At 72.7% G+C, this 11,270-nt stretch carries 12 protein-coding genes; 4 read left to right on the forward strand and 8 right to left on the reverse strand.

All coding sequences use genetic code 11. The features are described from left to right. The first annotated feature begins 24 nt into the window (after positions 1-24). Positions 25-162 carry a hypothetical protein gene (locus ACZ3YO_RS12285; protein ID WP_465568307.1) on the forward strand — a complete coding sequence of 46 codons (138 nt, stop codon included), beginning with the start codon at positions 25-27 and terminating at the stop codon, positions 160-162. A gap of 88 nt (positions 163-250) precedes the next feature. On the opposite strand, the gene ACZ3YO_RS12290 is transcribed toward ACZ3YO_RS12285, so the two are convergent. After that, positions 251-1,489, reverse strand: a complete 1,239-nt coding sequence (locus ACZ3YO_RS12290; protein WP_465568310.1) for an MFS transporter — start codon at positions 1,487-1,489, stop codon at positions 251-253. Positions 1,490-1,565: 76 nt separating this feature from the next. Next, positions 1,566-2,165: a malonic semialdehyde reductase gene (locus ACZ3YO_RS12295; protein ID WP_465568312.1), complete on the reverse strand. Its 600-nt coding sequence runs from the start codon at positions 2,163-2,165 to the stop codon at positions 1,566-1,568. Between the two features lie 139 nt (positions 2,166-2,304). On the opposite strand from ACZ3YO_RS12295, the gene ACZ3YO_RS12300 reads away from it, so the two are divergent. Further along, entirely contained in the window at positions 2,305-2,823 is a 519-nt protein-coding gene (locus tag ACZ3YO_RS12300) for a MarR family winged helix-turn-helix transcriptional regulator (RefSeq protein WP_465568315.1), read from the forward strand. Between the two features lie 238 nt (positions 2,824-3,061). Here the strand turns inward: ACZ3YO_RS12300 and ACZ3YO_RS12305 are convergent, their stop codons facing one another. The 3 genes from ACZ3YO_RS12305 to ACZ3YO_RS12315 all read right to left on the reverse strand — a co-directional run bounded on the left by ACZ3YO_RS12305 (position 3,062) and on the right by ACZ3YO_RS12315 (position 6,141). Then, on the reverse strand, positions 3,062-3,364 hold the full coding sequence (locus ACZ3YO_RS12305) for a putative quinol monooxygenase (protein ID WP_465568318.1): 303 nt from the start codon (positions 3,362-3,364) through the stop codon (positions 3,062-3,064). 157 nt (positions 3,365-3,521) lie between these two features. Then, the gene (locus tag ACZ3YO_RS12310; protein ID WP_465568321.1) at positions 3,522-4,529 is read right to left on the reverse strand and encodes a DUF2278 family protein; all 1,008 of its coding nucleotides are present in this window, start codon (positions 4,527-4,529) and stop codon (positions 3,522-3,524) included. Between the two features lie 766 nt (positions 4,530-5,295). Next, on the reverse strand, positions 5,296-6,141 hold the full coding sequence (locus tag ACZ3YO_RS12315; RefSeq protein WP_465568324.1) for a hypothetical protein: 846 nt from the start codon (positions 6,139-6,141) through the stop codon (positions 5,296-5,298). A gap of 170 nt (positions 6,142-6,311) precedes the next feature. Here ACZ3YO_RS12315 and ACZ3YO_RS12320 point away from each other — a divergent pair, with 170 nt between their 5' ends. Further along, positions 6,312-7,076: an alpha/beta fold hydrolase gene (locus tag ACZ3YO_RS12320; RefSeq protein WP_465568327.1), complete on the forward strand. Its 765-nt coding sequence runs from the start codon at positions 6,312-6,314 to the stop codon at positions 7,074-7,076. Between the two features lie 374 nt (positions 7,077-7,450). Beyond that, the gene (locus ACZ3YO_RS12325) at positions 7,451-8,719 is read left to right on the forward strand and encodes an ATP-binding protein (protein ID WP_465568330.1); all 1,269 of its coding nucleotides are present in this window, start codon (positions 7,451-7,453) and stop codon (positions 8,717-8,719) included. A 16-nt stretch (positions 8,720-8,735) separates the two neighbouring features. Here ACZ3YO_RS12325 and hypE read toward each other — a convergent pair whose 3' ends face one another. Genes hypE through ACZ3YO_RS12340 form a run of 3 tightly spaced genes read right to left on the reverse strand, consistent with a single transcriptional unit; the run spans position 8,736 to position 11,261 of the window. Continuing rightward, positions 8,736-9,818 (reverse strand): hydrogenase expression/formation protein HypE, encoded by a 1,083-nt coding sequence (gene hypE / locus ACZ3YO_RS12330; RefSeq protein ID WP_465568333.1) that lies wholly within the window; start codon positions 9,816-9,818, stop codon positions 8,736-8,738. Beyond that, positions 9,811-10,944 (reverse strand): hydrogenase formation protein HypD, encoded by a 1,134-nt coding sequence (gene hypD, locus ACZ3YO_RS12335; protein ID WP_465547342.1) that lies wholly within the window; start codon positions 10,942-10,944, stop codon positions 9,811-9,813. The genes hypE and hypD overlap by 8 nt, the downstream gene beginning before the upstream one ends. Further along, entirely contained in the window at positions 10,941-11,261 is a 321-nt protein-coding gene (locus ACZ3YO_RS12340) for a HypC/HybG/HupF family hydrogenase formation chaperone (RefSeq protein ID WP_465568336.1), read from the reverse strand. The genes hypD and ACZ3YO_RS12340 overlap by 4 nt, the downstream gene beginning before the upstream one ends. Positions 11,262-11,270 lie beyond the last annotated feature (9 nt).

Raw genomic sequence — 11,270 nt, forward strand, 5'->3', positions numbered from 1 at the left:
ATCGGTCCCAGCGTCCGCCTCATCGTGCCCAGGACCGCCGGTGGCCGGTGCGTCCGCGACACCCTGGCCCGTCTGCCGCTGTCGCGGGCGGTCGGCGGGGTGGAGCGCCAGGTCCGGGCCGGGAACACCCACCCGCTGCCGCACTACCACCCGGCGGCCTGAGCGGCGTTCAGTGCACCTTCACCGGCCGCTGCACATCCCCGGCCGCTCCCGCCGCGAGAGGGGCCCCTTCAGGCCGGCCCGGGCGGTGCTACTTCAGGACGAGCAGGGCTGCCAGCGCCGGCCCGAGGGCGCCACCGAGCTGGTAGCAGAGGACGAACAGGCCGATGGCGGTGGGGCGGTGCTGCTGGGGCGCGCTCTTGGCGGCGTGCAGGGACAGCACGGCGTTGCTGCCGGCGGAGACGAACACGGCTGCCGAGGCTGCGCACAGGAGGAGCAGCGGCCGGGTGGCGAGGGCCGCGGTCACCGGGGCGAGGACGGAGAGGGTGATCAGGAGGGCGAGGACCGCGCGGTGGCCGAGGCGCACCGAGGCCGCGGCGAGGAGCCAGGACAGGCCCGAGCCGATGAGCAGTGCGACGAGTTGTCCGGTGCCGATGAGCTCCGTGCTCCACGACGTCCGCTGCTGGATCAGCCGCGGCAGGCTGAACAGGAGGGTGAAGTACGAGGTCGAGAAGGCGGCCGCGAGGAGTGCGGATCCGATGAAGGCGCGTGAGCGCAGCAGGACGACCGGAACGAAGCCGTCAGGGCGGCGTCGCACGTGGACCGCGAGGGAGACGACGGCGGCGAGGCCGGCGCCGGCGGCGGCGAGCGGTGCGGTGGGCAGGAGGACGAGTGCCGACGCCAGTGCCACCACGAGCGTGGCCCCCGTGGCGTCGAAGGGGGCGGCTGCGGGCCGGGCGGGGTTTGCGTGACGCCAGACGGCGGGTATCGCGACGAGCGCGAGGGTGGACAGTGCGAGCGCCGGCCGCCAGGAGACCGCGTCTGCGATCACCGAGCCGAGCAGGGGCGCCGAGGCGCCGAGTATCCCGAACCCCGCGGTGATGGCCCCCATCCGCCGCGCCGAACCGGCCAGGTTCATCGCCACGGCCACGAGCCCCGCCCCGCCGCCCGCCTGGACGGCCCGCCCGACCAGCGTGAGGGCGAGCCAGGGAGAGGTGGTGAGGATGGCGGTGCCGGCGAGTACGGCGACCCCGCTCACGACGAGGGTCGGCCGGAGCCCCCGCTGCCTGATCAGTGCGGCGAACAGCGGCGTTCCGATGGTCATCGCCCAGGCGAAGACGGTGACCAGCCAGGTCGCGGTCGTGGTGGAGACCCCGAGCGAGCGGGCCATGTCGGGGAGGATCAGGACGGGCGCGTTGGCGCCCATGGCGATGGGCGTGGCGAGGAGGGCCAGCCAGAGGGCGGCCGGCGGCCGGCCGGACCGCGCCCCGTCGGTGCGGGGTGGCGCGGTGCGGGCTGTGGCGGCGATGGTCGGAACGGCGACGGACATGGCGACTCCCTTGGCGGACGTGTGAGGACCCCGGTGCTGACCCGGGACGAGGCGGGCGCGGCTGCCGACGGCCGCGTCAGACGGTGGTGACGACCTGGTCGTAGGCCAGACGCGGGGAACGCGGGTACCAGGCGTTCTCGCCCGGCCTGCCGATGTTGACGACCATCAGCGGGGTGTGGTCGTCGTCGAGGAACTCCTTCCGGACGCCGGTGAAGTCCATGCCGGTCATCGGACCGGCGGCCAGGCCGGCGGCGCGGACGCCGACGATGAAGTACGCGGCCTGCAGCGTGGCGTTCAGCAGGGCGGACTCCTCGCGGACCGGACGCTCGGCGAAGTGGTCGTCGCGGGCCTGCGGGTAGTGCGGGAACAGCTGGGGCAGCTCCTCGTGGAACTCGTTGTCCGCGGAGAGGATCGCGGTCAGCGGAGCGGAGGCGGTCTTGGCCCGGTTGGCCTCGGCCAGGTGCTTCACCAGGCGCTCGCGGGCCTCCGCGGAGCGGACCAGGGTGATGCGCAGCGGGGACTGGTTGAAGGCGGTGGGACCGTACTTGACGAGGTCGTAGACGGCCTGGATCTGTTCCTCGCTCACCGGCTCGGCGGAGAACGCGTTGGCGGTGCGGGCCTCACGGAACAGCAGGTCCTGGGCGGCCGCGGTGAGGGCAAGGGGGTGTGCGGACATGTCGTGCGCTCCATTCGTTCAAGACTGAGAGTTTCAACGTTGAGATAAAATCACTCTCGGTCTCTGAACGTCAAGTCTCTTAAGGTTGAGATATCCTCGAGGGGGACACGGAGACACGGCAACGGCCCGAGGGAGAACGATGAGCGGCGGCGACAGCGATGCGGTGGACGAGATCGTCGAGCAGTGGGTGACGGAGCGCCCCGACCTGACCGACCACCTGTGGCCGGTTCAGGTACTCGGCCGCCTCCAGCGCCTCGGCACGGCACTGGACAAGGAGTTCAAGACCTTCGCTGCCGAACGGGGCCTGGAACTGGGCGAGTTCGACGTCCTCACCACCCTGCAGCGATCGGGCCCGCCCTACGAACTGACGGCGGGAGCCTTCCGCAAGGCCGCCATGGTGACGTCGGGCGCCATCACCAACCGGATCGACCGCATGGAGAAGAAGGGCCTGGTCGAGCGGGTGCGGGACACCGAGGACCGGCGCTCGGTGAGGATCAGGCTCACCGAGAAGGGGATCGCGGTGACCCGCGAGTACATGGCGGACCACCTCGCCAACGAGGCAGAGATGCTGGAGCTCTTCGACCGCGCGGAATGCGAGGAGCTCGCCGACATGCTGCGCCGGCTGCTCGTCTCCTTCGGGGACACCACCGTGACGTGAGGCCGGGCGGACGTGAGGCCCGCACGGTGCCCGTGCCCGGTCCCGTCCGGTCGATCGCGCGCCGGCAAGGTCGGCCGGACAGGAGGTGGGGCTCCCGCAACGTCATCACCGGCGGCTTCGCCGTGCTGCGGTCCGACCGCCAGGACACCCCCCGGCCGGCACGGCACCCTACGCGCGGGCCGGCTGCCGGCCCGGCGTCCGGGCGGGCAGCCGGCAGCACGGCTTCGGGGCCGGCGGCTCAGGCGTGCTTGGCCGCGAGGATGTCGATGGAGCGGATGCTCGGCCCGGCCGCCAGCAGTCTCGGGGCGACCTCCATGAGCGCGGCGGCGATCGGGCCCTCCAGGTGCGCGGTCCGGCCGGCCTCGTCGGCGAAGGTGTCGAAGATCCCGAACACGGTGGGGCTCTCCCTGAAGGCGAACCAGGTCACGGTCCGTTCCTCGGCGCGAGCTGCGTCGAGGGCCCCGCGCAGCAGCGCCTCGACCTCGTCCGCATGCTCCGGCCGTGCCTCGATGCGGGCCAACAGGCCGACGTTCGATGACATCTCCGCTGTTCTCCGATCCTGTCCGGGCAGCCGCGTACGTCAGCGGCGATGGGCAAGCAGTAGCACGGCGGCCCGGTGCGATCCGGCTGCCCCACACCGGGCAGGAGGCCGTTCACCTCCTCGGCGGCACCCGCCGGTTGACCGGTGGCGTCGCCGGTCAGAAGGCGATCGTCCGGCCCTCGGGTGCGGCCTGGGCTGCGGTGTAGGCGACGCCGTGGACCTTGAGGCCGGCGGGGTCACAGAGGGTGATCGTCCCGCCGTGGTTGCCGAGCTGGAAGCCGTTGCCGCCGGCGACGGTGATCGTGGTGCCCGGCTGCAGCTGCCGGGAGGGCAGCGGGAGCGGGTGGCTCTGCTGGTCGACCAGTCGCCAGCCCGTGAGGTCCACTTCGGCCGCGGAGGCGTTGAGCAGCGTCACGGTCTCGGCCTCCGGTGCCGGTCCGACCGGATTGACCAGGGCGGCGACGATCCGCAACGGCTCGTCGTGGTCGGTGGGCTGCTCCGGTGCGTCGGGGATCGTGTGGCCGGTGGTGCCGTCGGTGTGCCACTTCTGGGACTGGAAGGCGAGGAACACCGCGACCCACCGGTCCTCGGCGGGCAGGTGGAAGAGCAGACCGCCGTCCTGCCAGACCCCGTCCTGCGGGCGGAAATCCTCGCTGTTGCCCTGGTTCATGTGAACCTCGTGCACGCCGTCGGCGGGCTGGAACCCGAAGTCGTCGTCCTTCTCCTGGGGCTTGGGGCCGAAGCGCTCGCCGAAGACGTAGAGGGCGACGGCCTGGTCCGCGAGGGCCCTCTCGACGTAGTGGTCGAAGACGTCGGAGAGGTCGTTGTCGACGCCGGGCAGGTCCGGCGGGAGCACCCGCATGGAGGTGGGATCGAAGAGGTTGGCACGGGTGAAGTCGAGAGCTGCGCCGCCCGCCTGCCGGGGCAGCTCGTTCCATCCGCTGCCCGCCACCGGGAGCTGCTGCGTGAGGGGATGACGGAAGTCGTCCACCACCACGTACATCAACTCGTGCGGCGACTCCTTCGACCGGACGTTGACGGCGGCCCGGTAGTGCTTACCAGCGTTGTCCTGGAGGTGGATCTCGTAGTGGGGTGCGTCGGTGCCTCCCTCACGGTGCCGGTCGACGGCTCGGGCGGCCAGCACACCGTAGTTCTTGAGGGGCATCCGTCATCCTCCAACGCGCTCGGTTCTCCGGATCGGTCTCGGCGCCGGTCGGCTGAGCCGCCCGTGTCTTCCGGACCGTTGACCACCATCGCAGCCGGTTCGGGCGGGGCGGAAGCCGCCGACCGGACGAATCGGACGCGGCCCGCCCGCCGGGCCGTGGGACGAGCGGACGCGGCACCCCACCGAGCCGGCGGCCCGGCCACGGATCAGGAGGTCCCCGCTCGGCGCAGCGACGGCCGGCCCACCCGTGGACGATCTCCCGCGGGTCGTGCACCGCGGCGGGCATGCAACGGCGCGCGCCGGCAGGCGGACTCGCACGGGACGGGGCCGGGGGCGGTTCACCGGTGGGGGCGATTTCTGCGGCCGGAGGCAGTTCGTGCCCGTTCGGACACGGGGCGGGTGTGCCGATGTGCAGGGGTTCCGGCTCCCCCGGCACTTTCGCCCGAGGGCCTGGACGGGCCGGGCGTCCACGATCGAGCATCGGGTGACTGATCGTCACATCGCCGCCCTGCGCGGCGCCGCTGCTTCGCGACGCCACCACCCCGGTCGGGCCGGCCGCGGGCCGGGGCCACTGGGTGATGGGCAACAGCGACGACCACGACCTGGTGGTCCGCGACCGCCCGGCCGCCTCCTGCTGATCCGGCCACCGCTCCGTCGTTCGCCCCGGTGCCGGCACCCTCCGGCACCGGGGCGTACGCCGCTCCGGGCGCGCCCACTCCCGCGGCGCCAGCCGGCGAGCCCGACTCTCCCCCCGATCGGGCCGTGCCTAGGCCGGCGGGGCGACCTTCTCCACCGGGCCGAAGTCCTTGAAGGTGCCGTGGGTGCGAAGGGGGACGCCCTTCAGGTCGGTGCGCCGGTCGTAGCGGACGGTACGGCCCTGCCCGTCGATCCACTGGTCGAGTTGGAAGGACATCACGTTCTTGCCCTTGAGGATCTTGTACTGCTCGGCTTCCAGCGTCCGCATCTGCTCCAGATCGACCGTGCCGGAGAGGTGGAAGCACGGGGTGCCTGCGCAGTCCTCCATCCCCTTGCGCGCGGCCGGGCCGAGGGCGAGCAACGCCTTGGCGTAGCCGTGGTAGTCGGCGATCCGGTCCCCCAGCGGGGACGTCCGCCAGCCGCCGCCACTCCTGATGTAGGTGGTCCCGTCCTCGGTGACCACGACGGTGGGGCCGGAGCCGCCGTCTCCGAGCAGGTCCTCCCCGCCCGCGCTCATCGTCTCGGTGAGGCGGCCGCTGCGGACAGCGCCGTTGAGGTTGACCCGGGCCTTGGTGACCGCGGTCAGCGGGCCGCCCTCGGAGCGGAACTCCTGAGTGGCCGCGTACGGCGTCTTCCCGGCCAGCGCGAGCGCCTGCTCCGGGTCGATCACCCCACCCGCCCCGGTGGCCGCGGGCACGGCCGCCGGCACGGTGGTGGCCGGGGCCGACGCGGGGGTGTTGGCCGTGCTCCCGGCCGTCGGCGCAGCGGAGGCGCTCGGAGAGGCCTCGGGAGACGCGGATGCGGTGGCGGCGGTCGTGGTGGCGGACGCCGTAGGAGCGGTGTCGTCGTCACAGCCCACCAGGCCGGCGAGTGAGACGACCGCGACGGCGGAGGCGAGCACAGTGGTACGACGCATGGTCAAGAAGAGCCCCCCGAACGGGACGAACAGGTCGGGGCATCCTGACACACCTGCCGATCCGTGATCGAATCGGTTTTCGACCCGCCGGGTGAACGCTCACCCCGGCCGGTCGTCCACCAACCGCAGAAATGCGTGAGCGCTCTCGCCCACCGCCTAGGCTCGGCCGCATGACTCTCGCTCACGATGCAACCGGAGACGGTCCCGCGCTGGTACTGCTGCACTCGGCGGTGTGCGACCGCAGGATGTGGGACCCGCAGTGGTCGGCCCTTGTCGACGCCGGATACCGGGTGGTGCGCTGCGACTTCCGCGGCTTCGGCCGGACGCCCCTGCCGGACCACCCCCACAACGATGCCGAGGACGTGCTGGACGTACTGGATGCCCTCGGAATCGAGCAGGCGGCGCTGGTCGCCTCCTCGTACGGCGGAGGTGTCGCCCTGGAGATCGCCGCACGCCGTCCGGACCGCGTGTCCGCGATGGCGCTGCTCTGTTCCGGCCTGCCGGGGCACGAACCCAGCGATGAACTGCGCGCGTTCGGCGACAAGGAGGACGCGCTGATCGAGGCGGGCGACATCGCGGGGGCCGTGGAACTGAACGTGGAGACCTGGCTGGGGCCGGACGCCGACGAGGCGGTCCGGGAGAAGGTGCGCGGGATGCAACGGAATGCCTTCGAGGTGCAACTGGCCGCCCCCGACGGGGCCGGGCGGAGGAAGGTGGACATCGACCTGTCGGCGGTCAAGGCCCCCTCGCTCGCTCTCTCCGGCGGCCACGACCTCGCGGACTTCCGGCAGATCGCGGCCCGGCTACCGGGTCTGCTCGCCTCCGCCCGGCACCTCGAACTGCCCTGGGCCGGTCATCTCCCCAGTCTGGAGCGGCCTGCCGAGGTGACGGACCTGCTGACCGGTTTCCTGCGCGAGACGGTCCCCGCCGGCTGAGGGCAAGGCCCGGGCCGGGGAGTGCGGCCCCGGCGGGGAGGACGGCGGCCGGCCGTGTTCACGAGTTGAAGGCACCGGGGTACGCGCCGGGCCACACCGGGATGGTCCGGGCGCGGTGACCGCTCCGCCCGGGTGTCCCCGCTGTCGTGCCCCGCGCCCGCTGTCGTTCCTCCGGCCGCCCCGGACGACGGCGTGCGCGCCGATGCCCGCCACGGCGAGCGGCTCCCCCGGCGTCCCGGAGGCGGGCACCGAACGGGTACCGGGACAAGGGATCACGTCCCCGGCCCCGCGGGACAGTCCCGGCACGCAGAACGCGCGGCGACGGACGACCCGGCCCAGGATGGGAGGAGCGCGCAGAGCGATCGGAGCGGACCATGGCCGGCTGGCATCTGCGGGACTTCGCTCCGGACGACCTGGAGGCGGTGGTCCGGCTCGAGAACCTCGGCGAGGGCGGTGAGGGCTCGCCCGTGTTCCGGCTGTCCGACGTCGTCGCCGCACTGCATGACCTGCATCCCGCGGTCGTGGCGGTGGCGGACGACCAGATCGTCGGGGCCGCGGTGGGCCGGGTCGAGGGCGACCGGGCCTGGGTGCTGCGGATCAGCCAGCACCCGTCGTGGCGGAACATGGGTCTGGGCAGTGCTCTGCTGGGAGCCCTGGAGCACCGGCTGCTGGCCGCCGGTGCTCGCACGTTGGCGGCCGTGCTCGCCGAGCACGACACCGGCACGAGGGCCCTGCACAACGCCGGCTTCCGTCCGCGCCCCGGGATGACCTACTTCCAGAAGTCCGAGGCGGTCACCGCCCAGGACGTGGTGCTGCTCTCCTCGCTGGGCGCGGAGGTCCCGGCCGCCGGCCTGTGGAACACCCTCGCCGGAATGACCTCCGAGAAGAGGCTGATCGAGCGGCGCCTGGTGCTTCCGCTGGCCAACCCGGTGCTGGCCGGCCAGCACGGCGTGGAACCTCCGCAGGCCGTCGTCCTGTTCGGGCCGCCGGGTACGGGCAAGAGCACCTTCGCGAAGGCCGTGGCCGGCCGCCTCGCGTGGCCGTTCGTCGAGCTGTTCCCGTCCCGCCTCGCCCTGACCGGCACGATGGCCACCGGTCTGCACCAGTGGTTCGACGAGGTGGTCCGGCTCGACCACGTCCTGGTCTTCATCGACGAGGTCGAGGAGGTGGCCGGCATCCGCAGCCAGGCGGATCCGGCGGCCACCGCCGTGGTGAACGAACTCCTCAAGTCGATCGTCCGGTTTCGCGACCGCGACAACCGGCTGCTGATCTGCGCGACCAACAGCGTGGCCGCCCTCGATCCCGCCTTCCTGCGTCACGGCCGCTTCGACTACGTCCTGCCGGTCGGACCGCCCGACAACGAGGCGCGCCGTGCCCTGTGGTCCAGCTACCTGGCCCGCGCCGGTGCCGAGGCGGACGTCGCCGCCCTCTCCGACGCCAGTGAGGGGTTCACCCCCGCGGACATCGCCCAGGCGGCCCGCACCGTTGCCCAGGCGGTCTTCGAACGCACCCTCGACACCGGCGAGCGGTCGCGCCCGAACACGGACGACTACCTGCGGACGATCCAGCGCACCCGGCCGACGGTGACGACCGAGATGGCGCTGGCGTTCGCCGACGACACCGTCCGGTTCGGGCGCATCTGACCCGGCAGTTCGGCGGTCAGCAGATCCGGGGCAGCTGCTCCCCCACCGGCAGGTCCACCACCCGGGTGCCGCCGAGGCCGGTGCGGGCCACCACCATGCCGGGGTGCTCCTCGACCGCCTCGCCGATCACCGTCGCGTCGGCGCCGAGCGGGTGGGCGCGCATCGCCGCCAGCACGGCCTCCGCATGCTCCCGAGGCACGAAGGCGACCAGCTTGCCCTCGTTGGCCACGTAGAGCGGATCGAGGCCCAGCATCGCGCAGGCGCCGGCCACCGGCGGCGGCACCGGGACGCTCCGCTCCTGGATCACCACGCCGACGCGGGCGGCCGCCGCGATCTCGTTGAGGGAGGCCGCGAGCCCGCCGCGGGTGGGGTCGCGCAACACGTGCAGGTCCGCGGTGACGGCGAGCATCGCCTCGACCAGGCCCCCCAGCGGCGCGCAGTCGCTCTCGATCTGCACACCGAACTCCAGGCCCTCGCGCACGCTCAGGATCGCCACGCCGTGCATGCCGATCGCACCGCTGACGATCACCACGTCGCCGGGGATGACCCGCTGCGGACGCAGGTCGACGCCGGCCGGGACGAGACCGATGCCCGCGGTGTTGATGAAGACCCCGTCCCCGTGTCCCGCCTCCACCACCTTGGTGTCGCCGGTCGCCACCTCCACGCCGGCCGCCCGAGCGGCCGCACCGAGTGCCTCGGCCACGCGGGCGAGGACCGGCATCTCCAGGCCCTCCTCCAGGATGAACCCGCAGGACAGGTAGGCGGCCCGGGCGCCGCTCATCGCCAGGTCGTTGACGGTCCCGTTGACCGCCAGGTCGCCGATGCTGCCGCCGGGGAAGAAGAGCGGACGCACCACGTAGGAGTCGGTGGAGAAGGCCAGCCGTGCTCCGCCGAGCGTCAGCACCGCGCTGTCGCCGAGGTGGGCGAGCAGCTCGCCGCCGAAGGCGGGTGCGAAGACGTGGCTGACCAGCTCGGCGGACATCGCGCCACCGCCGCCGTGGCCCATGACCACCCGGGGCTGGTCGCGCAGCGGGGCCGGGCAGGTCCAGGCGGTGAGGTCGGGCCGCGGCGCGGGCAGGGTGTCGGTGGGCTCAGGCAACGGGGCTCGCCTCCAGGTGCGCGGGGGCCGCGGGCTTGAGTTCCAGCCGGCGGTAGAGGTAGTAGGCCGCGCAGGCGCCCTCGCTGGAGACCATGGTGGCGCCCAGCGGGTTGCGCGGGGTGCAGGTGGTGCCGAAGGCCTCGCACTCGTGCGGCTTCAGCTGCCCCTGCAGGACTTCGCCGGCTCGGCAGGCGGCGGGCTCGCGGGTCTGGATCCCGGACACCGAGAAGCGCTGTTCGGCGTCGAACTCCTGGTAGCGCGAGGAGAGTCGCCAACCGCTGTCGGGAATCGTGCCGATCCCGCGCCAGGCCCGGTCGGTGACCTCGAAGACGTCCGCCAGCATCGCCCGGGCGACCGGGTTCCCCTCCGGCCGCACGGCCCGGGGGTAGGCGTTCTCGACCGTGTGGGTGCCGGCCTCCAGCTGGCGCACCGCGCGCCGGACGCCCTCCAGGATGTCCAGCGGCTCGAACCCGGTGACCACCAGCGGGACTCGGTACCGCTCGGCGAGTGCGGGGTACTCCTCGACGCCCATCACGCTGCACACGTGACCGGCCGCCAGGAAGCCCTGCACCCGGCAGTCCGGGGACTGCATGATGGCCTCGATCGCGGGGGGTACCCGTACGTGCGAGACCAGCAGGCTGAAGTTGCGGATGCCGAGCCTGCGGGCCTGATGGACGGTCATGGCGTTCGGCGGCGCGGTGGTCTCGAACCCGATGCCGAAGAAGACCACCTCGCGCCCGGGGTTCTGCTGGGCGATCCGCAGCGCGTCCAACGGGCTGTAGACCACCCGCACGTCGCCGCCCTCGGCGCGAACCCGGAACAGGTCACGGCCGGTGCCGGGGACGCGGAGCATGTCGCCGAAGGAGCAGAAGATCACCTCCGGCCGGGCGGCGATCTCCAGCGCCTTGTCGATCACCTCCAGCGGGGTGACGCAGACCGGGCACCCCGGTCCGTGGATCAACTCCACCTGGTCCGGCAGCAGTTGGTCGATCCCGTGCCGGATGATGGTATGCGTCTGGCCGCCGCACACCTCCATCAGCGCCCACGGCCGGGTCACCGTCGCGTGGATGTCGTCGAGCAGCCGGCGGGCCAGCTCGGGATCCTGGAACTCCTCGATGTACTTCACAGCTCGGCCTCCCCGGCCCGGTCCTCCGCCTCGGCCCCGGTGAGCTCGGCCATCGCCGCGGCCGCCTCCCACGGGTCCCCGAACTCTTCCTGGAGCATGCCGAGGTCGGCGAAGAGCTCCAGCGTGCGGCGCGCCGACTCCTCGTCGAGCCGCTGCAGCGCGAATCCGACGTGGACGATCGCGTACTCACCGACCCGCAGATCCGGCACGTACTCCAGGCACACCTCCTTGACCACGCCGCCGAAGTCGACGGTGGCCATCCGGGTACCGTCCTTCTCCTCGATCTCCAGCACTCTGCCGGGCACCGCCAGGCACATGGGCTCTCC

The organism is Kitasatospora sp. NPDC022785 (assembly GCF_055561295.1).

Bases quoted from the DNA above. Each gene is read 5' to 3' on its own strand.
- ACZ3YO_RS12325 (WP_465568330.1), top strand. From the start codon at position 7,451: ATGGCCGGCTGGCATCTGCGGGACTTCGCTCCGGACGACCTGGAGGCG.
- ACZ3YO_RS12340 (WP_465568336.1), bottom strand. From the start codon at position 11,261: ATGTGCCTGGCGGTGCCCGGCAGAGTGCTGGAGATCGAGGAGAAGGAC.
- ACZ3YO_RS12320 (WP_465568327.1), top strand. From the start codon at position 6,312: ATGACTCTCGCTCACGATGCAACCGGAGACGGTCCCGCGCTGGTACTG.
- ACZ3YO_RS12290 (WP_465568310.1), bottom strand. From the start codon at position 1,489: ATGTCCGTCGCCGTTCCGACCATCGCCGCCACAGCCCGCACCGCGCCA.
- ACZ3YO_RS12295 (WP_465568312.1), bottom strand. From the start codon at position 2,165: ATGTCCGCACACCCCCTTGCCCTCACCGCGGCCGCCCAGGACCTGCTG.
- ACZ3YO_RS12300 (WP_465568315.1), top strand. From the start codon at position 2,305: ATGAGCGGCGGCGACAGCGATGCGGTGGACGAGATCGTCGAGCAGTGG.
- ACZ3YO_RS12310 (WP_465568321.1), bottom strand. From the start codon at position 4,529: ATGCCCCTCAAGAACTACGGTGTGCTGGCCGCCCGAGCCGTCGACCGG.
- ACZ3YO_RS12315 (WP_465568324.1), bottom strand. From the start codon at position 6,141: ATGCGTCGTACCACTGTGCTCGCCTCCGCCGTCGCGGTCGTCTCACTC.
- ACZ3YO_RS12305 (WP_465568318.1), bottom strand. From the start codon at position 3,364: ATGTCATCGAACGTCGGCCTGTTGGCCCGCATCGAGGCACGGCCGGAG.